Source organism: Paenibacillus xylanilyticus (assembly GCF_047246825.1).
In the GTDB taxonomy this organism is placed as follows: Bacteria; Bacillota; Bacilli; order Paenibacillales; family Paenibacillaceae; genus Paenibacillus; species Paenibacillus xylanilyticus_B.
Map to the genome: position 1 here is coordinate 2,764,294 of NZ_JBFOLB010000001.1, position 26,872 is coordinate 2,791,165.

The 26,872-nt window shown below is 47.5% G+C and carries 26 protein-coding genes; 13 read left to right on the plus strand and 13 right to left on the minus strand.

Annotated elements, in window-relative coordinates; genetic code table 11:
• Window positions 1–82: 82 nt before the first annotated feature.
• Window positions 83–1,591 carry an alpha-N-arabinofuranosidase gene (locus tag AB3N00_RS12390; protein WP_413034779.1) on the minus strand — a complete coding sequence of 503 codons (1,509 nt, stop codon included), beginning with the start codon at window positions 1,589–1,591 and terminating at the stop codon, window positions 83–85.
• Between the two features lie 182 nt (window positions 1,592–1,773).
• On the opposite strand from AB3N00_RS12390, the gene AB3N00_RS12395 reads away from it, so the two are divergent.
• A complete protein-coding gene (locus AB3N00_RS12395) occupies window positions 1,774–2,679 on the plus strand; it encodes an ArsR/SmtB family transcription factor (protein WP_413035265.1) in 906 nt (301 codons plus the stop codon).
• A gap of 128 nt (window positions 2,680–2,807) precedes the next feature.
• Here the strand turns inward: AB3N00_RS12395 and AB3N00_RS12400 are convergent, their stop codons facing one another.
• The 3 genes from AB3N00_RS12400 to AB3N00_RS12410 all read right to left on the minus strand — a co-directional run bounded on the left by AB3N00_RS12400 (window position 2,808) and on the right by AB3N00_RS12410 (window position 6,604).
• On the minus strand, window positions 2,808–3,602 hold the full coding sequence (locus AB3N00_RS12400) for a C40 family peptidase (protein ID WP_413034780.1): 795 nt from the start codon (window positions 3,600–3,602) through the stop codon (window positions 2,808–2,810).
• A gap of 500 nt (window positions 3,603–4,102) precedes the next feature.
• On the minus strand, window positions 4,103–5,839 hold the full coding sequence (locus AB3N00_RS12405) for a methyl-accepting chemotaxis protein (RefSeq protein WP_413034781.1): 1,737 nt from the start codon (window positions 5,837–5,839) through the stop codon (window positions 4,103–4,105).
• Window positions 5,840–6,052: 213 nt separating this feature from the next.
• Complete coding sequence (locus AB3N00_RS12410) at window positions 6,053–6,604, minus strand: undecaprenyl-diphosphatase (protein ID WP_413034782.1); 552 nt, start codon at window positions 6,602–6,604, stop codon at window positions 6,053–6,055.
• Window positions 6,605–6,785: 181 nt separating this feature from the next.
• Here AB3N00_RS12410 and AB3N00_RS12415 point away from each other — a divergent pair, with 181 nt between their 5' ends.
• Complete coding sequence (locus AB3N00_RS12415) at window positions 6,786–7,760, plus strand: LCP family protein (protein ID WP_413034783.1); 975 nt, start codon at window positions 6,786–6,788, stop codon at window positions 7,758–7,760.
• Window positions 7,761–7,885: 125 nt separating this feature from the next.
• On the plus strand, window positions 7,886–9,136 hold the full coding sequence (locus tag AB3N00_RS12420; RefSeq protein ID WP_413034784.1) for an acyltransferase: 1,251 nt from the start codon (window positions 7,886–7,888) through the stop codon (window positions 9,134–9,136).
• Between the two features lie 125 nt (window positions 9,137–9,261).
• On the opposite strand, the gene AB3N00_RS12425 is transcribed toward AB3N00_RS12420, so the two are convergent.
• Window positions 9,262–9,993: a hypothetical protein gene (locus AB3N00_RS12425; protein ID WP_413034785.1), complete on the minus strand. Its 732-nt coding sequence runs from the start codon at window positions 9,991–9,993 to the stop codon at window positions 9,262–9,264.
• A gap of 223 nt (window positions 9,994–10,216) precedes the next feature.
• Here AB3N00_RS12425 and AB3N00_RS12430 point away from each other — a divergent pair, with 223 nt between their 5' ends.
• Window positions 10,217–11,176: a hypothetical protein gene (locus AB3N00_RS12430; RefSeq protein ID WP_413034786.1), complete on the plus strand. Its 960-nt coding sequence runs from the start codon at window positions 10,217–10,219 to the stop codon at window positions 11,174–11,176.
• Between the two features lie 44 nt (window positions 11,177–11,220).
• On the plus strand, window positions 11,221–11,463 hold the full coding sequence (locus AB3N00_RS12435; protein WP_175398105.1) for an NHLP leader peptide family RiPP precursor: 243 nt from the start codon (window positions 11,221–11,223) through the stop codon (window positions 11,461–11,463).
• Window positions 11,464–11,547: 84 nt separating this feature from the next.
• On the opposite strand, the gene AB3N00_RS12440 is transcribed toward AB3N00_RS12435, so the two are convergent.
• Together AB3N00_RS12440 and AB3N00_RS12445 are read right to left on the minus strand one after the other, a co-directional pair.
• A complete protein-coding gene (locus tag AB3N00_RS12440) occupies window positions 11,548–13,449 on the minus strand; it encodes an ATP-binding protein (protein ID WP_413034787.1) in 1,902 nt (633 codons plus the stop codon).
• A gap of 207 nt (window positions 13,450–13,656) precedes the next feature.
• Window positions 13,657–13,938, minus strand: coding sequence for a hypothetical protein (locus tag AB3N00_RS12445; RefSeq protein WP_413034788.1), 282 nt, complete (start codon window positions 13,936–13,938; stop codon window positions 13,657–13,659).
• A gap of 143 nt (window positions 13,939–14,081) precedes the next feature.
• Here AB3N00_RS12445 and AB3N00_RS12450 point away from each other — a divergent pair, with 143 nt between their 5' ends.
• The 3 genes from AB3N00_RS12450 (at window position 14,082) to AB3N00_RS12460 (ending at window position 14,989) form a co-directional block, all read left to right on the plus strand.
• Window positions 14,082–14,243, plus strand: coding sequence for a hypothetical protein (locus AB3N00_RS12450; RefSeq protein ID WP_413034789.1), 162 nt, complete (start codon window positions 14,082–14,084; stop codon window positions 14,241–14,243).
• A gap of 151 nt (window positions 14,244–14,394) precedes the next feature.
• Window positions 14,395–14,766, plus strand: coding sequence for a hypothetical protein (locus tag AB3N00_RS12455; RefSeq protein ID WP_413034790.1), 372 nt, complete (start codon window positions 14,395–14,397; stop codon window positions 14,764–14,766).
• Between the two features lie 43 nt (window positions 14,767–14,809).
• Window positions 14,810–14,989 carry a hypothetical protein gene (locus tag AB3N00_RS12460; RefSeq protein ID WP_413034791.1) on the plus strand — a complete coding sequence of 60 codons (180 nt, stop codon included), beginning with the start codon at window positions 14,810–14,812 and terminating at the stop codon, window positions 14,987–14,989.
• Between the two features lie 180 nt (window positions 14,990–15,169).
• Here AB3N00_RS12460 and AB3N00_RS12465 read toward each other — a convergent pair whose 3' ends face one another.
• On the minus strand, window positions 15,170–16,402 hold the full coding sequence (locus AB3N00_RS12465; protein ID WP_413035266.1) for an MFS transporter: 1,233 nt from the start codon (window positions 16,400–16,402) through the stop codon (window positions 15,170–15,172).
• Window positions 16,403–16,657: 255 nt separating this feature from the next.
• Here AB3N00_RS12465 and AB3N00_RS12470 point away from each other — a divergent pair, with 255 nt between their 5' ends.
• Entirely contained in the window at window positions 16,658–17,311 is a 654-nt protein-coding gene (locus AB3N00_RS12470) for a peptidylprolyl isomerase (protein WP_413034792.1), read from the plus strand.
• Window positions 17,312–17,454: 143 nt separating this feature from the next.
• Here AB3N00_RS12470 and AB3N00_RS12475 read toward each other — a convergent pair whose 3' ends face one another.
• Window positions 17,455–17,637 carry a hypothetical protein gene (locus tag AB3N00_RS12475; protein WP_413034793.1) on the minus strand — a complete coding sequence of 61 codons (183 nt, stop codon included), beginning with the start codon at window positions 17,635–17,637 and terminating at the stop codon, window positions 17,455–17,457.
• A 128-nt stretch (window positions 17,638–17,765) separates the two neighbouring features.
• On the opposite strand from AB3N00_RS12475, the gene AB3N00_RS12480 reads away from it, so the two are divergent.
• Window positions 17,766–18,023, plus strand: a complete 258-nt coding sequence (locus tag AB3N00_RS12480) for a YqkE family protein (RefSeq protein ID WP_175398098.1) — start codon at window positions 17,766–17,768, stop codon at window positions 18,021–18,023.
• Window positions 18,024–18,196: 173 nt separating this feature from the next.
• On the plus strand, window positions 18,197–18,991 hold the full coding sequence (locus AB3N00_RS12485; protein WP_413034794.1) for an SDR family oxidoreductase: 795 nt from the start codon (window positions 18,197–18,199) through the stop codon (window positions 18,989–18,991).
• A 95-nt stretch (window positions 18,992–19,086) separates the two neighbouring features.
• Here AB3N00_RS12485 and AB3N00_RS12490 read toward each other — a convergent pair whose 3' ends face one another.
• Window positions 19,087–19,848 (minus strand): TIGR02206 family membrane protein, encoded by a 762-nt coding sequence (locus AB3N00_RS12490; RefSeq protein ID WP_413034795.1) that lies wholly within the window; start codon window positions 19,846–19,848, stop codon window positions 19,087–19,089.
• Window positions 19,849–20,084: 236 nt separating this feature from the next.
• On the opposite strand from AB3N00_RS12490, the gene AB3N00_RS12495 reads away from it, so the two are divergent.
• Entirely contained in the window at window positions 20,085–21,059 is a 975-nt protein-coding gene (locus AB3N00_RS12495; protein ID WP_413034796.1) for a ring-cleaving dioxygenase, read from the plus strand.
• A gap of 238 nt (window positions 21,060–21,297) precedes the next feature.
• Here the strand turns inward: AB3N00_RS12495 and AB3N00_RS12500 are convergent, their stop codons facing one another.
• Both AB3N00_RS12500 and AB3N00_RS12505 read right to left on the minus strand, forming a co-directional pair.
• Window positions 21,298–22,143: a hypothetical protein gene (locus tag AB3N00_RS12500; protein ID WP_413034797.1), complete on the minus strand. Its 846-nt coding sequence runs from the start codon at window positions 22,141–22,143 to the stop codon at window positions 21,298–21,300.
• Window positions 22,144–22,311: 168 nt separating this feature from the next.
• Window positions 22,312–23,589, minus strand: coding sequence for a methyl-accepting chemotaxis protein (locus tag AB3N00_RS12505; protein WP_413034798.1), 1,278 nt, complete (start codon window positions 23,587–23,589; stop codon window positions 22,312–22,314).
• A gap of 326 nt (window positions 23,590–23,915) precedes the next feature.
• Between AB3N00_RS12505 and AB3N00_RS12510 the strand changes: the two genes are divergently transcribed.
• A complete protein-coding gene (locus AB3N00_RS12510) occupies window positions 23,916–25,340 on the plus strand; it encodes an aspartate ammonia-lyase (protein WP_413034799.1) in 1,425 nt (474 codons plus the stop codon).
• A 121-nt stretch (window positions 25,341–25,461) separates the two neighbouring features.
• On the opposite strand, the gene rpoN is transcribed toward AB3N00_RS12510, so the two are convergent.
• Window positions 25,462–26,766 (minus strand): RNA polymerase factor sigma-54, encoded by a 1,305-nt coding sequence (rpoN, locus tag AB3N00_RS12515; protein ID WP_413034800.1) that lies wholly within the window; start codon window positions 26,764–26,766, stop codon window positions 25,462–25,464.
• Between the last annotated feature and the right edge of the window lie 106 nt (window positions 26,767–26,872).

Sequence of the window (26,872 nt, forward strand, 5' to 3'; positions counted from 1 at the left end):
GGAAATAAAAGTCACCCTTAAAAAAGAGAAAAACTGGATGCGTTTGATTCGCATCCAGTCTTTTTATCTTGAACCTTCAATGCTATTGCTGAATTTTCAGTCGAATGACGTTCCATGAAGCTTTCGCCAAACTTGCGGTAACCAGAGTACCTGACACTTCTGCACCACCACGATTATGCGGAGCTACGCGATTCGGCTGTGCAGCGGTATTCGCTGCTTTGAGATCATCACTTTCCAATACGATATGCTCCAGCAGGCTGCATTGACCAAAACTGCGCAGATCCACTTCAAGCTGGAGTGAGTCTTCCAGATGGCGGTTTACGGCAAATACAGTCACTTCACCCTGCTCTTCATTATGAACCGCAATACCTTCCAGGTACGGCACATCCGTAATCTGTTTGGTATCGTATTTCGGAGATTGAATCAGCGGCACAAGCGCTGTTCCGCGTCCAAAAACAGAAGCGTGCATAAACGGATAGAAAATCGTCTGTCTCCAGGCCGCACCACCCGTATCCGTCATGATCGGAGCGATAACGTTGACCAGCTGCGCCAGGCAAGCCATCTTCACACGATCCGCATGCTTGAGCATGCTAATCAGCATACAGCCGACAAGCAGCGCATCTTCATGGTTATATACGTCCTCCAGCTGTGGAGGCGCAATCTGCCACGGATCCAACTTCTTGTCACTTTCGTTGGAGTGGTACCATACGTTCCACTCGTCGAAGGACAGATACATCGTTTTCTTGCTGCGCTTCTTCGCTTTGATGTAATCACAGGTTGCCATGACCGTCTCTATAAATTGATCCATTTCCAACGAACGCGCCAGGAACGTTGGTGTATCCTGATCCGCGTTGCCGTAATACTGATGGAGAGACAGGTATTCAACATGATCATAGGTATGATCGAGCACCGTTGCTTCCCATTCCGGGAATGTCGGCATACCCAGTGATGAACTTCCGCAGGCAACCAGTTCAATGGTTGGATCTGTCCATTTCATGACTTTGGCCGCTTCCAGCGCAACCCGTCCATATTCTTCTGCCGTTTTGTGACCAATCTGCCATGGGCCGTCCATCTCGTTACCCAAACACCATGTTTTGACCGCATGAGGCTCTTTGTAACCATGTTTGATCCGCAGATCACTGTAATACGAACCTTCCGGATGGTTGCTGTACTCCACGATGTTCCGGGCTGCATCCACGCCCCGCGTTCCCAAATTGACGGCCATCATCACTTCTGAATTCGCAAGTTTGGACCAGTCCACAAATTCGTTGAAACCGAATTCATTGGTCTCAATGGTTCTCCAGGCCAGCTCAAGTCTGCGTTTACGTTCAGCCACAGGGCCTACGGAATCTTCCCAATTGTAACCGGATACAAAGTTTCCCCCAGGATAACGGACAATCGGAACCTGCAGCTCCTTGACCATCTCCAGCACATCCGTACGAAATCCCGCTTCGTTTGCCGAGGAATGTCCTGGCTCATAAATACCGCCGTATACGGCACGTCCGAGATGCTCAATGAATGAACCATATAAACGTTTGTCAACTACACCAATTGTGAAATCCTTGTCTACCGTCATTTTTGCTTTTACCATCGTGAAGTTCAGCTCCTTAAGATTAATATAAAAATTAATTGATAATCTATGGATCAACGTTCATATTTATATTAAAATCGATTATAACGTCAATTTCAACCTGAATTTTTAAAAATGTTATTGTTTTGGATGGATTTATGTTTAACTTAATTCTAGAACTTGATAATGGAGGAACCCCCTTGATTAAAGCAAATACTGATGCAGAATGGCTGCCCCTATATGAAGCACTCGCCAGTGAGGTCCGTTTGCAGATTATACGACTTGTTGCGGAGAACCCGATGAACGTAAAAGATATCGCGGCCTCCCTTGGCCTAAGCAGTGCGATTGTAACGATGCACGTTCGCAAGCTACAGGATGTGGGCATCATCCAGTCCAAGATGGTCCGCAAGGATGGCGGTACTCACAAAATGAACAGCCTCGCCATTGATTGGATTGGTATCTCCATGCCGCAGGAAACCGGAACATCCAGCAAGGTTCACGAAGTCGCCGTTCCAGTCGGACATTACACCCATTTTGACGTATATCCCACTTGTGGTCTGGCTACGTCCAGCCATGTGATTGGGCAATACGACGATCCGCGATACTTCCTTGACCCGGAACGGATGCATGCGCATATTCTCTGGTTTGGACGCGGATTTGTGGAATACAAAATTCCAAACTACATTTTATCCGGACAGCAGATCAACTCGATTGAGCTTTCTCTGGAGATCGGTTCTGAAGCGCCTTCGGTCAATCCGAATTGGCCCTCGGATATTACTTTTATGCTCAATGGGATAGTTGTGGGTGAATGGACAAGTCCGGGTGATTCGGGGAATGGACGGGGTGTATTTACCCCTGACTGGTGGAGTGAGAGTGTCAATCAATACGGCATGCTTAAGGTGCTGCGAATTACCCAGGAAGGTACATTTATTGATGGGCAGCGTGTATCTGAAGTCACACTCTCGGATATTCCGGTGGAACGCAATCAATGGACATTGCGGCTGTCGGTTGAAGAGGACGCACAGCATGTGGGCGGCCTTACCTTATACGGTGAAGGATTCGGTAACTATAATCAGGATATTCTATTCCGTCTCTACTACCAGGATTAAAAACAGGAACCAAAAAACCTTCCATCTGCCGTTTCGGCAATGATGGAAGGTTTTTTGCTGTATCCAAATTTCCTGTCTCACGATCCTATTTATTCTGCGTGAGCTCCGAAATTGGCCTTTTGCTGATCTTACAGTGCACTTCCGCCATAGAGGAAGCGGTATTCCCAGTGCTTGCCCGAAATGTCACTGGTCGTTACTCCGCCACCAGCGTTGGAATAGGTGTGCAATACCTTTCCGCCTCCAAGATAGATTCCGACATGCGTAATTCTTGCAGTAGACTTGTTAACCCCAGCGTAAGAGGAAGATTTCGTGCCTTTATACGACATGAAGAACATCAAATCCCCACGCTTCAGTTTGGTCCAATCCGTCTTAACGGCACCTTTGCCTTTTACGTAAGTGCCCTGCTGGCGTGAATCTGCAGGAAGCTTGATTCCGAGTGCATCGATAAATGCCTGGCGGACAAAGCTGGAGCAGTCGAACGTAGCGGTACTGTTTCTGCTCGCTCCGAATTCATAAGGTGTTCCCCAATATTTCATGCCAGCCGCAATAACTTTCTCTACAGCTGCACTGCCTGTCTCAGAAGTACTGCTGCCCGAACCTGATGTGGTCGTGCTGCCGCTAACGGCTTGTGTGTATTTAGAAGAAGAGGATATGTATCCTGTCCGGTTGCTGGAATCTTTCACTTTATACCATGCTGATCCGGATTGTTGAAGTACAGTAACCGTTTCCCCTTTGGCCACCATACGAACAACACTCGCAGAAGCTGAAGGTGAAGTACGCATGTTAACTCCCCAGACCACTTTCAGTTTCGCGTTTTCAACCGTTGCTGCGGATACCGGTGCCGTTAGTGCTCCTGTCGTCAGACTTCCCATCAGCATCGTTGCTGTTAGACTCGCGGTAATGATTTTACTTTTCCAGTTCATGATGTCGTGTTCCCCCTGATGTTACAGAATTTTAACCTGGCTTCGTTCTCTCCGGGCTTGCCCCATTGTAAACGGGCTGTCCATTGCGATCATCAGACCAAAGTCCTGTATTCATCTCAGGCCATTTGAGCACTAAGAATCAGGAATGAAACCGTCATCCACATGAAAAACAGCAGGAATATGAAGTGTTTTCTAAAGGTTAAAATATTGTAACTATTTGATACCACTTCGTTTCCAGCCGTTACGGGTAGTTTATTTCAACTACATTAGGATGTAGGTCCATATACCCATCATCACTATTGCAAATTCCATAAGTGGTAAACATTACTACGTCCAAAATCAGCAAAAACTGCCGCTTTATTGATTCAAATTCCTAACAGCTAATTCAGGCATTCCTTCTCTTCTCTAAAAATAGATAGGTCAATATTACCTTAGAGTAAAAAAAGACGGTTACTCATGACGCCGGTTCGCGCGCATGAAGTAACAGTCTCTGATAGTTTCTATACTTTGAATTTGTTGATCTGTTCCTGCAGTTCTTCAGCCATTTTGGAGAGAGAGCCTGCCGACGATGCTATCTCCTCCATGGAAGCCAGCTGTTCCTCAGTTGCTGCAGATACATTGTGCACTCCACCTGATGCCTCTTCCGCAATATTGGAGATCTGATCCACATACCGGACCACTTCATCCGTGCTTGCTGACATTTCTTCCGATCCGGCAGAGACTTCCTGGATTTCACCGGCAACCTTGTTCACTGCTTCCGAGATTTGTTCAAACGCTTGTCCCGCTGCAGTTACCATTTCTATTCCTGCTTCCGTTTCACTGCTGTTCACTTTAACCGCCTGTACCGCATGGTTCGTGTCATTCTGGATGAGCTGTACCAGTTCCGTAATTTTTTGCGCGGATTCCGAGGATTCCTCGGCCAGTTTACGTACTTCTCCGGCAACTACAGCGAACCCTCGGCCATGCTCACCTGCACGCGCAGCCTCAATAGCCGCATTCAATGCAAGTAGGTTCGTTTGACGGGCGATATTGTTGATTACCTCGGTGATACTGCCAATCTCTGCAGAACGATCTCCCAACCCGGTAACCAGCTCCGTCAAAGACGCTATGCTGGTACGGACGGAACCCATTTGTTCCACAGCCTGCTGGATAATCATATTCCCTTCGGCTGATTGATTCGCTGCATCCACAGCAGATACGGATACGCTCTGAGCAAGCTGTGCAATCTGTTCCGAACCGATGGCCATCTCACTCATCGCCTGGGAGGAACGTTTCACCATGTTCACCTGATCCGAAGTGCCCACAGCCAGCTGCTCAACCGTCGCGGAAATTTGCTCGGATGCTTGCGTATTTTGCTCTGCACTCGCCAGCAGTTCTTCCGAAGAAGCGGCTACCTGTTCGGAAGTCATAGAGACGGAGTGAATCATTGCACGCAGGTTTCCTGTCATCGTGTTGAAGGAAGCAGCCAACGTGCCAAGCTCATCTTTATTTTTAAGTGTGATCGTTTCACCGGTTAAATCACCGTTTGCAATAAGCATCGCCGAGGCATTCATCTTCTGGATCGGTCTTGAGATAATGCTAGCAATAAAGAATGCAATAAATACGGCGAGCAGGAAGGAAATGATCGTGACTACCAAAATGACAATAAATGCAGTGTTTGCTTCGTCCAGAGAATCCTTTGTAGCCTGTCCCGATAATTCATTGCCCATCGTAATCAGTTGGGCAAGTGTATCATTGGCTGTAAACCATAATGGATAGGCTTCTGTATGCAGTCTGCTGGCTTCACCATAGTTGTTAGCCATACCCAGCTCGATAAATTCAGGCATTTTCGCCAAGTAGGCCTCATAGTTTGTGCTGAACGTATCATACAGCGCAATCGCGTCGGCACTGCCTTCTATTAGCGGAACTAGCTGTTTGCGCTCATCCTCTATCTTGACTTTGAGCTGCTCCAAAGCCTCATTCATCTTCGCAATTTCACTTTCATCTGTCTCAACAATAACCGCGAGAGCCAGACGCTCCACATCGGAAACATCACCATTCATCGTGCCAAGCAGGCTGACGCTGGGCATCCACATCTGGTCGATTTCTTCAGAAGTCTTTGACATCCCCTGAATCTGAGTCAACGCATAAGTAGTTACAAACGCAAGCAATGCAACCACAACCAGAAACCCAGCCAACAATTTCATGCGAATCGTTAACCTCATTTTCCCCAACACGTTTCCCCGCGTATTTTCCATATTCCCCACTCCTCAACTTGGCCATAAACCAATATATATGAATAGTATATCGACACATATCGACATGAATTGTAGATATCCAAATTTAATTTTCAGAAATTTCATATAACTTCGAAATAAAAACAAAAAAGCCTTAAGTCTTTGGCAACGCCAAAAACTCAAGACTTTAATGTAAATGTGCATCCTTTTCCACTTAATCGCACCCGTCCAATTCTACCGAAAAACCCGCTGATGAATGTTGATAAAGAAATCAGGAATCGACTTGGTATAATTACGTGTCGTGATCAGAATGACACTGACCAGGCTGCCCAGAATGAACCCACCGAGAATATCTCCCGGATAATGTACACCTACATATACACGCGAGACCCCCGTCAATACGGCAAGCAGCAGCATCCATAATCCGAAACGGCGTCCGATGAAAAATGAAGCGGCAGCAAGCGCAAATACAAACGAGGCATGTTTGCTTGGAAAAGAAGGGTCCGGTACATGCGGCACCAGCTGATGCACATTCCCTTCCACGAACGGCCTTGGATGACCTACTGCCGGAGAAATGCCCCACTTGGCAAGAGAAAGGGCCAAAATGGACGCTACACATGCATAAAAGACAATACGCTGCTTGGACGGATTACCCAGAAACCAGACCATAACCAGAAGGGCAATCATAACCCACACTGCATATTCGGCTGAAGTAATCATGAACCAGTCCAGAAGCGGAACCCGGTCCGCAAACTGATTGATCCAGTTAAAGACAGATTGATTCATAACTGTGTTCATACCTCCATTACATAAAACGTGATCCGTTTTTACACTATAATACCCGCTAACTATTTGTCAAATAATACGACTATTGACCGAATATTCGAAATCAAAGAGGACTTTTTCCTTACTTTTTGTTAAAATAGTTTGGATTACATATCAGTTCAATAATAGAAAGGTGAAGATTATGCTTAAAAAATGGTTGTGGGGGACGACCCTGACCCTGGCACTTACCGTAACGGGTGTCCTTGTATATTACGGATATTCCATTGTTCATTTTGCCAATAGCATCTCAACCGCTTCAGGTACTTCCTCATCGTCCACATCCACTCCTCAGACAGACCCTGGCAACGACACTCCAACAACTCCGATTCCCAAGTGGGAAGGCAAGGAACGGGTAAACATCCTGCTTCTCGGGGGTGACTCCAGAGGTGACGATGCAGGACGCTCGGATTCCGTGATGGTGGCTTCCATTGATCCCGTGTCCAAACGAGCGCATTTATTCTCCGTCCTGCGAGATACGTATGTGGAAATTCCCGGACATGGCAAAAGCAGACTTAACGCTGCCTTTTCCTACGGCGGCGCAGAATTGACCAAACAAACCGTAAGCAATCTGCTCGGCATCCCGATCCAGCATTACGTATACACCGATTTCATCGGATTTATGGCTCTTGTCGATGCTGTGGATGGTATAGATATTGATGTGGAAAAAGACATGTATTACACCAGCAAAGCCGATAAACATATGTACGATATTGATCTAAAAAAAGGACTTCAGCATATGGATGGCAAAACGGCCCTTCAATATGTGCGCTTCCGGCATGATGCCACCTCGGATTTCACCCGTACCGAGCGGCAGCGAATTTTCATGACTGAGCTCGCCAAGAAGCTGCAAAGCACCACGTCACTTTTTAAAATCCCGGACATCCTGGAGGCTGTTGCCCCATATATTGAGACAGACCTCAGTCCTACACAGATGCTGAAGCTGGCCTCACTCGGGTTTGATATTAATGTGAATGAAGTGGACAAACAGCAGATCCCGCCAACTAAACTGTTAACCAACGAGCTAGCAGGTTCTGCTCAAGTCTTAGGTGTGGATAAGAGCAAACTCCAGGCCTATATTCAGAATCTGTTTGATGAAGATGCTCAGGCGCAGCAATAATAAACCTAATGACGGCGGCCTTAATGGCTGCCTTTTTTTTATCCTATTTTCACCATTTAATCTCCTCTTAATGTTGAAAGAGTAACCTTTAATGATCATGTATGTTGGAAGGAGGCGGTCCACACTTGGGTAAACCGCGTATAGAAGAGTGGACGCAGCTGCGAGGGATCGCGTTTCTCGCCATCGTTATGCAGCACAACATCGCTGAATATATCTATCGTTCGGATATTGAACAACCGGATTCCATCATGCTGACCATGATCTATCATTTGACCCGGTTCGGAACGCCGACATTTGTCTTTTTGTCCGGTGTAATGCTCTTTTATCATCATCGTCAGGCACGGCCGGAATACACCCGGTTCATCCGCAAACGGTTCGGAGATATCTATGTCCCGTTTGTCCTCTGGACGCTGATCTACTGGCTGTCTGTCCGCATTTTCACGCCTGAATTTTGGACCTCAGGTACGCTCGATGTACGCAGCCTGATCCGTGAGCTCTTTATCCCGCAGACAGGGTATCACCTCTGGTTTGTCATTATGATTTTTCAGTTTTACGTGTTATTTCCTCTGTTTTGGATCGGAGTCCAATCGGTGTATCGTCAGATCATTAAAATAACCAGGATAACACCTACTCGTTCCGTCCTGTTCCTTGTTCTGATTGCAGCGGGAATATATGGCTTGCTGATGAAGTGGTCCTATTATGACATGGGCGGCTGGACAGCATCTTTTTCTCAGCCCTGGTCGACATTGCTGGAGTATCGTTCCTACTCCTGGGTGATGTACTGGTTCTACTTTTTGCTGGGTGCCGTATGTGCATGGGCCGTGGATACATGGAGAAACTGGAGCGTTCGGGCACTGCCCTGGATGGTATGTGTATTCATTGGCATGTACATCTGGCTGGGTTACGATGTGCTTAGAGGATCTGGAGATGTCGTCAATCTGAATATATCGACCTATCTGAAGCCGACAACGTTCATTATTATCATGGCGCAGATGTTCATGTTATATGGGTTCCTTATCCTTTTAAGGGGCAAAACAACGAAGTTCCTGAACTTGCTGACCTGGATCGGCCGTTATTCTTTCGGCGGATATCTCGTGCATGCATTAATCATCTATGCAATCGCCTATTTCACCAGACCACTCCAGCTGGGTGGCTGGCATCTGCCGATAACCCTGCTGTCATTCCTGGTGACGGCAGCCATAGCGCTGGCGATTAGCTGCGGACTTTCACGGTTACCGGGTTCCCGCTATACCGTTGGGCTGCAGCGTAAGAGAAAACACAACTCGCCTGTTCATGGTTTGGATGGAATGGATCCCCGAAGAAAGCCCGGACCCGTTACACCGATTCATGCAAGCCATTCCGGGGAAACAAGCTAGGATGGTTAGATTATGTGTAGACCTCGCCTCGCAAACGAAATTCGGTAACCTTGGCTTTTAATACGAATTGACGAAAACAGGGCGCCAGTCTCCCAAGGAAGACTGGCGCCCTGCGTATACATAGATCAATCGGACTCGGTCGAAGCCGGGTGCCCTGGCGCTTGCTCCCGTGGGACCGGGTGTGCCCCGCCTTTACGGTTCACCAGCCGCTGCAGGTCACCGGTCAATTGCTCCTTTAGCTTATCAATTAATTGTGCTTCACTGATCCCATGTGCCTTGGCAACTTCAGCAAGCGATTTGCCGCTTTTCAATTGTTCCTGAAGCTGTTCAGGAGTGATGCCGATAAATTGGGCAATCGTCTTGTGGTTCAAGGAAGGATGTCTTCTTCCATGACCTGCAAATTCCTTCCGCAGCTCTCTGAGCGGGGTATTGATGACCTTTTTCAACTTTTCATCCATGCCAGCCTTGGCTGCGGAGGCCTGCTCCTTGGTTAAGCAACCATCTGTCGCTGCTTGATCCAGACGTTTTGCAAGAGATGGCTTCAGCTTCTGCAGTAACTGTTCTTCGCTAAGGCCCTTGCGCTCCTTGGCAATCTGAGTCAACGTCTTTCCAAGCTCCATCTGCTCTTTCAGGTCTCTTAACCCGATTCCGAGCAGATCAGCGGTTTCCCCTATCATAAATAATCCATGCCCTGCCTGCATACACGGATGCTTGTCACTCGTGGAGGCAGCTGGGGTTCTCTGGTCAGTACTGTCGGGCTTTTTTATCGAACTTGCAGAGACAGCATTTCCCGATACCGCTAATATGAATATGGCTGCCATACCACTTGCCAACCATGTTTTCCATCTGTGTTTCATTTCTTTTCCGCCTTTCGTATGTCGAAATACTGTGATCTACCTCTAGTTTGAGCCTAAATCCCTCTTTTTTATCCCATAAAAATACAAAATGTCATCATTTATTTCACAATTCATCACAAAAGATCCTATTTTTTTCAATTCATATCCGCTATACTGGGTATAACTCCATGATCTAGTCGAATAGTCCTTAATCATTTTATTGCAGGAAGGGCGTAAGCAAACGATGCGGAGAGAATGGTTTGATCCGTTTAGATCCGATTTGGAGGTGGTGTTCGCTGCTGCCGAGCAGCTGGTGCAGAACTATCCTGAACCGATGGCAGGACATGCACTGGAACAACTTCATTTGATTAATCCCCTGTTACGTGATTCAGGTCACAGCTATATCGGCTACATTATTCCGCTCTGGATGCAGATTTCAGACGGACTCCCCTCACAGACTGCACACAAGTTAAGCACGGCCTGTCTGATTCATATGATGTACTTTCTCAATCTGGATGAGGTTATGGATGAACGTCCTGACGACAGTACGCTTAAGTTATCCTTGGGTAATTTATACTATATGGATGCTTTACGTGTATACTCAGACTTATTTAGCCCGCCCTCCCAGTTTTGGACGTACTTCAGACAATATGTAGCGGATTGGGCTGTAAGTGTTAACGGCGAGAAACAGATGGATTACTTCAAGGACAACCCGCTTCTCATTGCCCAAAAAGCAGCCCCACTTCAGCTCGGAGCCGTAGGTGCACTTCTTCTTCTGAACCAAACACACCGAATAGCTGCAGTATGTCCTGCTGTTAACATCTCACTCATGACCCTTCAGATGACAGATGATTTTAACGACATGGATCAGGATGCAGCGCAGGGAAATTACAATAGTTTTCTTTCCCATGTCTCTGCTGCGCTTAAACTACCTTATCCTGCACGAACGATAAGCGATCAGATCTGGGACAACATGTACAGTACCTCCATCATGAACTCATATATTGCGATTGCTTACCGATATCACGATACGCTAACATCGTCTAACTCAGGAATTTCGCACTTATTTGCTTTTAATACTCACTTATGCAAGACACTTGTACAAGCTGTCGAGGCGATCAAGCAGCATAAAAGATTGCTTCATCAAGGCGGGTTTCATTACTGGATCAGCGAACATGCCTTAACCCCCCGCGGGAAGTCATGAAGCTGTGAAAGTTCAAATTTCATATAAGAAGGGATTGTTGAACAATGATGGTATCCGAGAGAACATTGCATGAGGATATTATTGAGAAGGCCTGGACCGATGAGCATTTCAGACAACAACTGCACTCCAATCCAAAACAGGCACTTCGCGATGCATTCGGCATTGATATTCCGGAACAGGTGAAGATCCGTACGGTGGAAGAGCAGCAGAACGACTACGTTCTTGTCATTCCTCCCAATCCTTCCAAAGTAAACTATGACGTCAATTGTGGACCATGGAGAACCTGAGAAAACCATTGAAAGCTCTTAGCCACCAATAAACGAACAAGGGGTAGGGAACGACTAAAGCCGTCTGAATCTTCTGCCAGTCCGTCAATCGACGAACTCGGCAAAAGATACAACGGCTTCCGTTCCTACCCCTTTTGTACTTGTAAATGAAATCTCGCCATGCATCGCTTCCACGATGCGGAAGGTAACCATCATGCCAAGACCGGTGCCTTTGATTTTGTTGGAAAAATAAGGCTCACCCAGGCGGACCAGTGCTTCCTCATCCATCCCTTCCCCATTATCCCTCACATGAACTTTAATGATACCATCCTGGGCATACGCCCATATGTCAATCTGTCCCTGACCCTGCAGAGCTTCAATACTATTTTTGATAATATTAATAAAGGCCTGCTTAAACTTGGAAGAATTGCCTCGGATCCAGAGATCTGGCGGAATATCGGTCGTTATTTTACCACCTTCCAGATTGGCCATAGGCACCAGAATACCTTCAATATGAGTGAATTCATCGGCAATATTAAGAGAGGCAATATGATCGAACTCCGGTTTGGCAAACGTCAGGAAGTCCGTGATGATCCCTGAAGCCCGGTCAAGTTCTTCCAGCGCAATGCGCACATATCCCTTATTTTTGTTGTCTTCCTGCTCAGTCATGAGTTGCAGAAAACCTCTTGTCACCTGGAGCGGATTGCGAACCTCATGGGCAACAGAAGCAGCCAATTCACTAATGATCTCCATCTTCTCGGAGCGCTGCAGCTCATTGTTGAACAATTCAAGTTCCTTGGAGTATTCAATGACCTGTCTGTGTTTTTCTGCAAAACGACTGCCCAGAATCGCTATCAGCGATACGATAAAAGCAACCATGGACCACTTCCACCATATGAGATGATACGTGCCACTGCGCTGGTAGTACCATAAAAGTTCCGCTACACTGATAAGCGCAAACGTGCTGTATCCCGCAGCCAACAGCATCGCTTCCTTATTTCGCTGAAGCGCTTGGGAGATGGTACCAATCATTAGCAATGTCAGCAGAATCACGAGAATGACGCCGATTGCCTTTTGAACCAAAATTACATAAAGGACATCCCATTGACCGCTCGATATGAAATATAATAGCAGGGCCATAATCGCAATACCGGAATAAATGAGCTGGAATTTTCTTAACTTGGTAAAAACTCCATAAGGACCTTTTCCGATAATTTGTTCGAAGAAATAACATAACGCAGGCATTCCTGCCAGCATCGCCATATCAAACAGTATGGAGTACAGATCCCCGTAGATCTGATAGAACGTATATAAAAATTGCGAATACGTAATGATCATCGTTCCAATTGAACCCATGACAATGCATAGCGAGATCCATAACCCCTTATGGAATTTGCCGAAAAAGAACGTACAACTCAGCATCGTAATGGCTGTAAACAGAAAGGTCGCTCCTAATATCACATCCAACAAGCCATTGTGAATATATCTCTCCTGCAAAATGGTGTATCTCCCTACCTCTATCGTCCCGAATATTCCGAGTCGACCATTGGCATTTTCAGTCCATATATACAGCTGATCATTCGAATTTTTGATGGATAGTGGTAAGAGTACCGCATTATTATCGTAATTATAATGATAATTTTCAAACACCTTACGATCTTCAAGGTAGATCACAATATGTTGACCTTTAATATTTTCAAAGCGAATGGCAGAGTTATCCTCGTCCAATTGTGGAATGGTCAAGCGAGTCCAAAGAGACTCCGCAGAAGGATTAATTGTGGTGTAATCCGGCTTGTCCACTCCTTGCCGCTCCCAGACTTCATCGGGTCTTCCCAATTCGCTGATAAATCCCTGATCGTGTGCATTCCCCCATTTTACTTCCCATGTCGTAATGGGGACAGGTCTATTATCTTCCTGTACACTTGCCGCACTCACTCCCTGCGGCCAATACATGATGAATAACAGGCTGATCCATAGGACGATGATAGCTTTGGGCACATTTTTCATTCACAGCACCTCAAAGTTCATATTTTGAGCATGGCACATCAATTCATTGATACATCATGCTGATTTTTATCTATCCCATAACTCTATCATTTATGATTCGCCACGATTTAACGTGTCACCTTCTTGAGACAAACGAAAAAATCACATTTTGGTTTAACCCTATATTTATTTCCATTTTATAATAGGAAAATCCAGTTATCACTCGTTTTACTCGCGCAGATCTTCGAACTGGTTCTCAATCATCTCGCGTTCCTTCCGTTCATAGGAGTCACGAAACTTCAACCACTGCTCGGTTTCCTCATCCTCATAAATCGTCCATATATCCGAAAAAAGAAAATCGCGCAATTGGACAACTTGTCCAGACCATATGCCACCAACCCAGAACAATCCATCTGGGCGCCTGATGACCGTGCGCGAAAATCCGGGTGTAGATGCCTTTTGCCCAATCCGAATTCGAGTGATCATATTGCCAAGTGTGTACCATTCCAACTGGAATCCCTCCCTGCTTCATCATGCTCCATCATAACATAGGCCTCGGGCGAAAGCTGTATAGCGACTCTGCGATTCAATTTGCTTCTGTCGGTGTAATGGTTCCTCAAAGCAACTACCCACCTATAAAGGAGATGATTCAAATGAACGAGCCACACAAAACGGTAGAGGTAGAACGGAAAGACATTCAGCATAAATCAGATTCAGGTATGGTCGCCTCCACTTTTATTAAATATGCGGCTTATGTGATCATTTTTTTCGGCTTCCTGTACTTTCTGGTCAAATATGTATTCCCCAAATTTTAAGACATTCATATTCGGTGCAGCCAAGGGAATGCTAAGACGTGCGAGATTACAACGTTTAACCTTTGGGTAACTACGGGGTAAGAACCTTTTGAAGATAACAGCACAATCGACGCAGCAATCAAATATAACTTTTTGAGAGGAGTTGCAACCTATGCAGGACAGACCTATTAGCAATGACGAAAGCGATCGCTATTACGACCGATACCAGAGGTCCCGCGATATTCCACCAGAAACGGAAGTGCCCGAGAGTGATATGGATACGTTCGATGAAGTATCCGGAAGACGCATCGAAACCGATGAGTCGGATCTTCCTCCTGCAGCTGCGACTGCGGTAGAGAATCAGGAACTGGAATCGCGTTTGGCAGAGCCTGCGCTGGAATCCGTACCTGATGCTGATCTCCTGCAGCCGAATAGTCCGGTTGATCCTGCTGCACCTGACCCGGATGCCTTACATGGTACCGATCTGCTCAATGGTGCAGGTGCTGATGCCAAACCGCAGGATGATATTCTCCCGCGACGTTAGTTCTGGCGATCCCCCCATGATCGGGATAAGGAGGTGCAGCACAATGAAGGACGATCACAGTAAACATGTCCATACACCGGATAATCTGGTGACCGAGCGGGATATCGATCCTGATTTTGGACTTTTTACGGAAGATTCATTTCCGGACGCCCTGGAGGATGAAGATCAACGTAATGCTGTAGAGCATGCCATCCCGAAGGAGAAATCCGACCCTGAAGAATAATGAAGATGCAATACGAAATGGAACCATTTGAAATGGTACAATCAGAATACCTCAAATAAAAGGAAACCTCTTGCAAAAGGGGGTTCCTTTTTTAGTCTATATGACATTTCAGCATAGATTGTAACCGTAAAAAGATGGCTGCCGTATTGCTACAGCGCCATCTCCTCTCTTCAGATTCATCTAACGATCCGCTGATACCGCTTTCTCCGATGTTGATCTGCCTGATCCCGGAAGTTTATGTTCCAGCCCGTACCACTTGGCCACAATGGCGGTGATTAGCAGCGCTATTCCGTTAATGATAAAAATCCAGCGAATAGGCAACCAGCCGCCGAGAATACCGCCGATAATCGGCCCCGCCATCGTACCGATCTGCGATGCCGATTGATTCAGGCTAAAGGCCCTGCCTCGGAAGCCCGGGTCAGTCACCTGTACGATCATGGCATTGATGGCCGGGAACACAGCTGCGAAGAACAGACCATACACAAATCGCAATACACCAAATCCGATATAACCTGTCGTGAAAAACTGCAGTAAATTCCCCACAGCTCCACCTACGAGTCCAATGATCAACACTTTACCATAACCGATTCGCTGACCAATTTTCCCCCATCTCGGTGCCATAATGACTGTGGCTACACCAACGGCCGAGAAAATAATACCTGAACTAAGTGATGCCCGATCCGGTTGAATGCCCATCTCCATGACGTAAACCGTCAATAACGGCTCCAGAATCATCACGGAAAATGTACAAATGCCCATCATGCCAAGTACAGTAATAAATAGACGATTCGCCCTGGCTTCACGAATATCATCCATGACATGGGAGCGCGCCTTGTTGCGGTTGAAATTCTCCTCTTTCACCCAGAAGGTTGCGATGATCGCAGAGACCAACACTACAATGGCCGAAAATAGAAATGCATTCCGGTTGCCATAGTAATGGCTGACAACCCCGCCAATCAACGGACCAATGATACCGCCGGTGGCTCCGGCCGTGGACATGATCCCCAGTGCGTACCCCGTCTTCGCTTCCGGTGTATTTGTACCCACCAGTGCAATCGCAGCCGGAACAAAACCAGCGAGCAGTCCCTGAAACAGCCGAACAACGATGAGTGAATATGGATCCTGTACAAAATAGTTGATCAAATACAATACCGCAAGGCTGTATCCCGACCGGATCAGCATTGGCTTGCGCCCGTATTTGTCAGCCAGTGACCCCCAGAAGGGAGACACCAAAGCACTGGCCAGAAACGTGATGCCAAAGGCAAGCCCTGACCAAAACTCCAGGTGATTACGAACGCCCAGATCGCCACTCAGAAACAAGGGAAGAAACGGGATAGAGATTGAATACGCGGTGCTGCAAAAAAACACACCAATCCACAAAATCACCAGATTACGCTTCCACGAGAAGTTCATATACCCGCACGTCCTTTCCGTTACTGACGTCGGGACTGCCGTGTATTGGAGCGGACGGAACAGACCCGTACGTCCCTGCTGAGGAAGCATTTTCCTTATTTTACACCTATGCTTCCATGAAGACCATCCCTGGGACCCGCAGTATCAAAGCTTGGATTGCCTTTCAGTCCCAAAAAACGGTATGATAGTTGATGGATTATCCCAAAATAATTCCGTTGAAACATAATATGCAGAGATGCAAGGGGGAACGTTTTCATGTCTTTACGATGGAAAAAAACAACAGCTGCATCGCTGATTATGGCGCTGCTGCTTATCGTTATTAGCGGCTGCGGTCGCCCTTCGAGCGGTGCTGCGGAGCCCGTTCCGGCTCCGCCTGAAGGGCCAAATCCGGTAGCCACGATTGAAATGCAGGATGGACAAAAGATCGTGATCGAACTCTATCCGGAGATTGCGCCCAATACGGTATACAATTTCATCTCACTCGCCAATCAGGGTTTCTATGATGGCTTGATCTTTCACCGCGTCATTCCAGGTTTCATGATTCAAGGTGGCGATCCGAATGGGAACGGATCGGGAGGTCCGGGATATGCCATTAAGGGTGAATTCACATCCAACGGACACAAAAACCATCTGAATCATACACGTGGAGTGATCTCTATGGCTCGTCAATCAGATAACCTGGACTCAGCCGGCTCACAGTTTTTCATCATGTTAGCCGAGGCTGATTATCTTGATAATGCTTATGCTACCTTCGGCAAAGTTACAGAAGGTATGGATGTAGTCGATGGAATTGCAGCTCAGGAAATAGGACAAGAAGACAAACCGGTTACCGATCAAGTGATGAAAAAAGTGACCGTAGACACACACGGGCTGGAATATCCTGAACCTGTAAAAATGCCAGAGGAATAAATCTCTCCGGTACAGTACAAACAAAAGCTCTGTCTTGCGCAACAGGCAAGGCAGAGCTTTATTTAATGATAGCGTTTACATAGAGGTGTTAAAAAAAAGCCCTCTACGACATATATACACAGCAGCTCTGCAACCCGCTGATCTCACAGCATCCACCCCAACAAACGGAACCAGCCAATAATCGCAATCCATAGCGGGCAGCTGAAGGCAATTCCCCATGCAAGCCCTTTCAACAAACTACGGTCAACATCCACGAACAACGACTCCTTTCTCCAGGGAATAGTCGCAGTATCGGTAATACTATATGATTTTATACCCGTTTTCATTCGTCACGGAACAGTCAATCTCCTTCTTTTATTGCATCGTTTCGTTGGAATGGATCCGGGGAACCTGATATACTATGACTACTGATCGATACAGGGAACCTGATTTACGTTTGAGAGGAGATTTTTCCATGGCAAAATCCAAAAAACAACCTGCTGCTCCCAAAGCAGCTCAAGATAAACCAACGACACTGAAAGACCTGCTCAGCAGCGAAGTGCTGGAGAAGCTGAAGGCTCAGGCTGATGAGGCCAAGGCTGCAGAGGCAGACCGCAAAGAACAGGAACGCCAGCAGGCGGAAGAAGCACGCAAAGCGGAACAAAAACGGCGGGATAATGACTTTGAGTATTTGCTGAATAACAGCTCGCTGGACTGGAAGAAACATAAATAACTTTTCAGCTTAACCATCTTATATCTACGTCATCTTATGTACGCACACAGGGCCGGTCAGCGGCCCTGTTTTTTTATATGGACAAGTAATATATGAATATGATTCACCTCCCCTGAGCCGGGTATGTAGAGATAGAGAGTACACTGAAATCTATAGGACACGGAGGGATTAGGATGAGTGAACAGCGTCTGAAAGGGAAAGTAGCGATTGTGACCGGAGGTGGTTCCGGGATTGGGAAGGCAACTGCCATACGTTTCGCCGAGCATGGAGCCAAAGTATTTCTGTTGGACCGCACACCCGAAAACGCAGAAGAAACGAAGCAGACGATTGAAAAAGCCGGCGGAGAAGCTAACGTTATCGAATGCGATATTTCCAAACCCGATCATGTGCAGAAAGCAATTAACCAGGCCGCAGCAGAAGCTGGTAAACTGGATATCGTATTCGCGAATGCCGGCATCAACGGGACGATGGCTCCTATTGAAACGATGGAACCGGAAGACTGGGACCAAACGATGGGGATTAATATGCGCGGTACATTCGCAACCGTCAAGTATGCCATCCCCCATCTGAAAGACCACGGAGGCAGCATCGTCATCACCAGTTCCATTAATGGTAACCGGGTGTTCTCCGGCATCGGTTTCTCTGCATACGCTTCTAGCAAAGCAGGCCAAACTGCTTTTACGAAGATGGCTGCGCTGGAACTTGCGCGTTACAAGATCCGTGTCAACGCCGTGTGCCCTGGTGCCATTGATACCAATATTGATGACAATACCTATCCTTCAGATGACCTGAAGGAAGTACAGATCCCGGTAGAATTCCCGGAAGGACATGAACATCCGCTCAAAGGCGAACCCGGCACATCCGAGCAGGTAGCCAACCTGGTGCTTTTCCTCGCTTCCGATGAATCTTCCCATGTAACTGGTACGCGTATCTACGTGGATGGTGCAGAATCCCTGCTTCGTGGATAATGTGTTCGCCATCAATATCCTCTCAGAAAATGAATTATCCCGCCAGTCTCCTGCTGCTCAGGATGCTGCGGGATTTTTATTTTAACATCAGTTGTTCACACCGAAGAACTTCTCTCCTTCTTGACTCGATTCTTCAATCGCTCTGGGATGGAGAAGAACAGCACATACATCAGCGAGAACATCACCAGTGCCAGCACCTCTTCCCCCAAAATATAAAGCGGATAAGGTCCCAGCATATCAAGTACGGATGCCGTTTCCGGCTTGTGACGCAGGAACATATAGTTGGCTTCCAGAAGCACATCCACTATGTACACAACCAGCGCAGCCACATTCACAAAAATCATCGAACCTGCTACAGATCTCCAACTTGGACGAAGCTGTTCCACCCAGGTCATGTAGAGCAAAGCAAGAATAATACAGGCATGGGCTGTAAAAAATTGAATGAAACGAAAGTGTGGATACGCATATCCCAGGTTGGGGGTTACGATCGCCATCAGGGCACCTGCAATCCCTGCAAACAATAGTGCAGAATGCAGCAGGCGACTTCGTGTTAACAGCAGCACGGCTGACAACAACAGGGACAGACTGCATAACTCCAGCGGCAACGAAGTCCTTACACTCCATACCCCGCCGTAGACATACCAGAATTGAAGTACAACTTCACAGCCCAGCATGAAGATTGCCAGAGCAATTCGCATTACCCGACGTGAACGCTCCGGCCATGCCCTCAATCCGTTTCGAAAGAGGAACAGCAAGATGATCACCATTGCTATGGAGCCCATCGCCCACAAATGTGGATTCGAAAACATGATAAAGGGCTCTTCATCATAAGGGTCGAGCCACTGGGGAAATCCCATGTCCATCTCCTTTCATATACAAGCAGTAGTATCTCGGAATGTCATATTTTTCATTTTGGCATTAAACGAAGGGAAAGTCTATCCATTGAATGTTGTATATCGGTGTTGCTTTTTAATTATCTTTATGTTAAGATAAATTCAGATCAAAGCAAACTAAAAGTTAGTCACTTTATAAAAGTTAAATAACTATGCAAATACTAGATATATCCCCATCCCACTTTTCAGGAGGAATTGAAATGCAAATCAAAGGATTGCACCACGTATCTGCACTGACCGCACGTGCCGCTGAGAACTATCGCTTTTATACAACTGTCATGGGCCTTCGCCTGATCAAAAAAACAGTAAACCAGGACGACGTTTCCGTATATCACCTCTTCTATGGAGATGAAAAAGGCAATCCTGGCACCGAGCTTACCTTCTTCGAAATCACGATGGCCGGACAGACACGGGAAGGCGTAAACAGCATCTCTGCCACCTCTCTGCGTGTTCCTGGTGATGAAGCACTCCAATATTGGCTAAAACGTTTTGATGAGTTCGAAGTCCCTCATGGTGAAATCACGAACCGTGGAGGCCGGGCCACCCTTTCATTTACCGACTTCGAAGGCCAGCGTCTGATCCTGGTTTCCGACGAGAACAATAAAGGTGTAGCTGGTGGCAAACCATGGGATCAGAGCCCAGTGCCCGCTGAGTATGGCATAATCGGTCTTGGCCCTGTGCACCTTACCGTTCAGGATGCATCGTTGACGGCTCCGGTCCTTACTGAGCTGCTTGGCTTCCGCCAAAAAGGGACCTATCCTGCTTTTGTCGCAGGGCAGCCGGATGTCATCGTATTTGAATCCGGCGAAGGAGGAAGCGGGTCAGAGGTTCACGTTGAGGAACGCAACGACTTGCCGATTGAGAAACCAGGACGCGGCAGCGTACACCATGTTGCCTTTCGCGTAGACAATGAAGAAGAATTGAAACAATGGGTGGAACGTGTTCGCAATTTCAGTTTCCCGAATTCCGGTTTCGTCGATCGCTTTTACTTCCGTTCCCTGTACTTCCGTGAAGCCAATGGCATCCTGTTTGAGCTCGCAACAGATGGTCCTGGTTTTGATACGGACGAGGAACTTGCTCATCTGGGAGAATCGCTCGCTTTGCCACCCTTCCTTGAAGGTCGCCGGGCAGAGATCGAAGCCAATCTCAAACCTTTGGATACAATGATCCGTTAAGCGGACCACATACCCAGGAAACTAGAAACAAATAACGCCAACAAACGATTATTGGTGCCCCTACCTGAATTGGATAGGGCTCACCAATAATCGTTATTTTCTGACGTTTGTATATCACATTCCGTTACCCGGGCAGCACAAAGCGAGGCTGACTTTATCCGTCTTTTTTCAGCCTCACTCGCTCTCCCTCCCTATGTCAGAGACAACTCGAGAGAAGATATTTTCTTTCACTGTCTATTCAATCAAAGGACTCGTAATACTCATCTTCATACTCTTCTGTACTGTATTCCACGTTCACGGCCTTCCACTCGCCATCTTGATAGGCATAGGCAAATGTCAGATCACCGTCATACTCAGACGGGCCATATGCACCGGACGCCGTCACTACCAACTGGCCGTTCTCCACACTGTAATACACCACATCACCGAACTTGAGTTCATCACTATAGGCTAAGTCGTCCGTTTCTGCTTCTATCTTAGAAGGTTCTACATTCACTCCATCCACGGCGACGTTAATGGTAATTTGCCCTGACGTTTTGTTCACTTTTGATTGGACATGCTGCTTCACGACCTCATCCAGAGACTCCATTTTCATCTCTTCGAGCGTGTCCGGATCTATAATGTGCGCCTGACCCAAATAAATACCTGTCCCATGTCCGGCGGTAAACAGCACAACGATCTCCTTCTTGCCGTCTCCATTCATATCCAGTTCATGCACTTCGGGTTTGTAGGACCCACCTTCCCCCTGCCACTCACTGAACTCACGCGTCTTTCCATTCACTTCAAGAATCATGCCGTTGTAAATATATCCTGAACCCTCCACTTGCATTGGATATAGTCTGACATTTTCATTTTCCGGAGCAACCGAAACGTTCTCTTTTTTTACAGAAGCTGGTTCTTTCGATAAAAAGGATGCTTCATTCATGGTTTCGATATTGGATGCCACGACCGCTTCGGTCTGGCTGGATTGATCATCTATGTTAAGCTGTTTTTGTTGTTCATTGGAAGTTCTGGCAGCTGAGGTTGTACTAATGGTAACAACCGCCAAAACGATCATCAGCAGGATACCTGTCCAAGTTTTCAATATGCTGGGCTCCTTCTTTTAAAATGGAATACTACTATTATATCGTCATTTATCGCCCAGTCGTTGCGAATTTGTTAATGTTTCATAAAAAAAACTTTACAAACATCTATTTTTGCGAAAGAATGTTCGGCTTTATCCATAAAAAGAAAAAAACATTCCGGAAACAGCCTAAGGCTGCATCCGAAATGCTTTGGTTTTGTCCAGCAAACGATCGGTTAGTTGTCTCAACTCCTCAGCCGAAGAGGAGATTTCCTGCATGATTGCCGTTTCCTCATGTGCTGCATCCATAATTCGTCTGGCCTCGTCCGAGAACGAGCCGGCTTTCCCCTGAATTTGTTTTACGTGACCATGAGTCCGTTCAACCCGAACCGTCTGCTCCGCGATTTTGGATCCGATATCATGTGCACCCTTCATAAATACCTCAACCGTTCCGGTAAGTTCCTGCAGCGTCTGATCCACATTAATGGTCCGCTGGGATTCGTTCACGACAAGTCCATGCTGCTCATGAATCAGCTGGGCCGTATCACGGATGCGCTGCTGTACACGACTAATCAGTTCGTTAATTCGGTGAACCGATTGTGTACTCTCGTCCGACAACTTGCGAATCTGCTGGGCAACAACTGCAAATCCTGCTCCCTCTTCCCCGGCACGGGCCGCCTCAATGGATGCATTCAGGGCAAGAAGCGCTGTCTCCTCGGCAATGTTTTTGACCGATTGCGTGATGGCCTCAATGTCCGAAGCTTCCTTCTCCAGCAAAAGCATAATGTCACGGGAACGATTATGCGATACAGCCAGCTCGTCCATTCCCTTCATCAAAAACGAGAATGTCTGTTTCGTGTGGCCCACCGAACGTTCCATCTGCCCTGACATCTCTGTCATACCGATCGACTGGTTGTGCATGCGTTGGAAATCGTTCAACATCTCGTCTGCAGTAATTAACGACTGGTGGGAAGTCACTTTCTGTTCCTCTACTCCTACCGCAATGTGATCTACCGCTTCCGACATCATCTCAATCTGTTCTGCCGCCTGGGTAATCGCCTCACTGAGAGACTGGGCATTCTGTGAAGTCGTACGCGTACTGTCCGCAATGTCGTTTACAATACTTCTCAGATTGGCAACCATGGCGCGGAACGCATCATATAAAACGGTAAGCTCGTCCTGCGTACGGCGCTGGGGGATTTCGGCTGTCAAATCTCCTGAAGAGACTTGCTGTGCTGCGTTCGCCAGGTGAACAATCGGACGGGTAAGCCAGCGGGAGGCGAACCATCCAAGAATTCCGTTCCAGCATACACCTAAAATGAGCACTAAGGTGACATATAACCAGCTTGGCATCGAGAACGAGAGCCAGTCCTGGAGGAAAAATATAAAAAAGCCGCTAGTTCCGTACGTAATAATTGAAATTAGTACCAGACCTGCGACTGTCTTTGCGCCTAAAGTCCACTTCATATTCACACCTCGTAGTCCTTTTTTCCTATTTTACCAATCATCGACCAAATACCATGTGATCTATATCACTGAAAACACCAAATGCACACCCATCTTGTCCACCATGAATACCTTTTCTTCCTTGTGGTGCATAATTTATAAGATAAGTTTGTTACACCTCGATCCACCCCAATACGAAGCCAGGTTAATACCCCTAATTTAAATTATTATCGGCAATTCGGGTAAAATCATTTAGCCTGGCATCCATTTTGCTTAAGTGATATACTGAGTGCGCTTCGGCATTGCCGGAGCTGACCTATTTTTGGATGCCACTGGAGGCGAAAGAAATGTCTACAATGTCCACACGGACGGAGAAAGATTTTATTGGTGAAAAAGAAATTCCTGCTTATGCCTATTACGGAATACAGACGGTGCGGGCCGTGGAAAACTTCCCGATTACCGGCGTTCCGGTGCACCGGGAGCTGATTACAGCTCTGGCTGCCGTGAAGAAGGCCGCAGCAATCACAAATATGGAGCTGAAAATGCTGCCACCCAAAATTGGCGATGTCATCGTCATGGCCGCAGAAGAGATGATGAAAGGACATCATCTGGATCATTTTATTGTTGACTCCATTCAGGGCGGTGCAGGCACCTCCATGAATATGAATATGAATGAAATTTTGGCCAATCGCGGACTTGAACTGCTGCTGCAAAACAAAGGGGACTACTTCCATTGCAACCCCAACAACCATGTGAACATGTCGCAATCCACCAACGATGTCATTCCAACAGCACTGCGAATCGCTGCGTATCGATTGTCTGAAACGTTACTCGCTACCATGAAGCGGCTGCAGGACGCTTTTCTTAAAAAGGAACTGGAATTTAATGACGTTGTCAAAGTGGGACGCACCCATCTTCAGGACGCAGTGCCCATCCGTCTCGGACAAGAATTCGGTGCCTATGCACGTGTGCTGGGGCGCGATATGGAACGTCTTGAATTTGCGAACCGCCGCCTGCTTACGATTAATCTGGGCGCTACGGCAGTAGGTACCGGACTTAATGCCAAACCGGAGTACATCCTCAAGGTAACCGAGCATTTGTCCGATGTTACCGGACTGAAGCTGCAGACGGCTGATGATCTCGTGGATGCCACGCAAAATACGGATGCTTATATGGAGCTGTCTGCTGCCCTCAAAGTATGCGCGGTCAACCTGTCCAAAATCTGTAACGACATTCGAATGATGGCATCCGGACCGCGTGCGGGATTCAACGAACTCCGCCTTCCGGCTCGCCAACCCGGCTCTTCAATCATGCCAGGGAAGGTAAATCCCGTTATGGCTGAAGTCATCAACCAGGTTTCCTTCCAAGTGATGGGGAACGACCATACCATCTGCATGGCCTGTGAAGCTGGACAGTTTGAATTGAATGTCATGGGGCCGGTTATCGCATTTAACCTGCTGCAATCCTTGAAAATCATGAATAACGGCATTGATGTGTTCACCCGTTATGCCGTGGAGGAAATGGAAGCAAACCGCGAACGCTGCGCCTTGATCATGAAACAAAGCTTCAGCGTCATTACGGCGCTCAATCCGCATTTGGGCTATGATGTAGCTGCGTCCATCGTGAAGGAAGCCCTGAAGACCGGTGCTTCGCTCGAGGAAATCATCCTGGAACGCGGATTGCTCACAATAGAAGAGCTTGAAGAGATCATGCATCCGGAACAGATGACAACTCCGGGTATTGCCGGTGAGCGTTTCCTGCATAACATGTAGTGGCTCTACGCTAAATTGGATTTATTGAGATTATATGAAAATGAAACAGGAAGCCCCTGCAAGACCGTAACCCGGTTCGCAGGGGCTTCTGTTGTTATGTTATGAGAGAATGCATTGTGAGTTACCCCCAGCGCTTTCGCTCAAGTGAAGGCAGGATCTGAAGCTCCTCCCTGTACTTTGCCACCGTTCTACGGGAGATCACGATCCCCTCCTCGGCTAACAGCGCTGCCAATCGGCTGTCCGAATATGGACGGTTAGCCTGCTCTGTACGAATGAATTCCTTCAACCTAAGCTTAACCGCTGCGGCAGACATCTGATCTCCAGATGCTGTCCCAATGGCTGTGGCAAAAAAAGACTTCAGTTCAAATACCCCATGCGGCGTCTGAATATATTTCCCGTTAACGGCACGACTTACGGTGGACTCATGCATGCCAATCTTCTCGGCAACGATCGCCAGATTGAGCGGCTTCAGTCCGGCTGGTCCCTCATGCAAAAAGCGATTTTGCTCATCCATCACAGCCGTGAGTACACGTATCAGTGTTCTGCGCCGAAGCTGTACACTGCGAACGATCGCTCTTGCCTCCGCTGCCCGGGCAGACCAGACCTCGTCCGGAGATCCATGTCTGATCCAGCGTGAACATTCTTCATTCAAGGATACACGGAGGTTCCCTGCCGAATGAAGCCCCAAATATACCTCGCCATGTCGCAATTCCACAACGGCATCCGGGATAATGAAGTGCGGACGCTCATTGCAGCCAATGGAACGACAGGGCTTGGGATCAAGCCGGGTAATATAATCATACGCAGCCTGAGCCTCTCGTGAAGTAATGGCGAGCCGCGTACCCGCTTTGCCCGGATGGAACGGTACAAGTTCCGCCAGTCCCGCCTCTACCATCCGCTCTGCATAGCGAACGGCTGACGGATCCCGCCGGATCTGGAGCAGCAAGCACTCATGCAGGCTGCGTGCACCCACGCCCGCCGGGTCCAGCGATTGAAGGATATCCAATCCTGCTTCCGCCTTATCCATGGATATACCGCATGCAGATGACACCTCAGCCAAATCCATCATCAGATAACCGTCATCATTGACACACCCTGCCAAATATACAGCTGCTGCCGCAAGCGCTGGCGGGAGATCCAACATGCGAATCTGAGCGGACAGCAGCTGTTCAAGTGTTGGTTCAGCACCTTTGGCCTGAAGCAGCGGATCATAAGAAGCAAACGTTCCCTGATTCCCTCTCCGCGGGAGCCGGACCAGCGGGGCAGCCTGTTCTTCCACCTCAAGCACCGGATTTTCATCCACTGCTTCCTGCAGATAACGGACCAGATCCTGACTGGACAACGTCAGCAAATGAATGGACTGCTTCATCACTGGCGTGATGGACAGCCGCACACGCTGCTCCTGCACCAACTGCATTCCTAACATGGTTCTCCCTCCTTTTTGCGCGGATTGGCAGCTTCCAGTTCAACGAACGAGTATATTTTCTCGGAATATTAGCATAAAAAACGTTGGTTTGTTAGAGGCCGGAGCC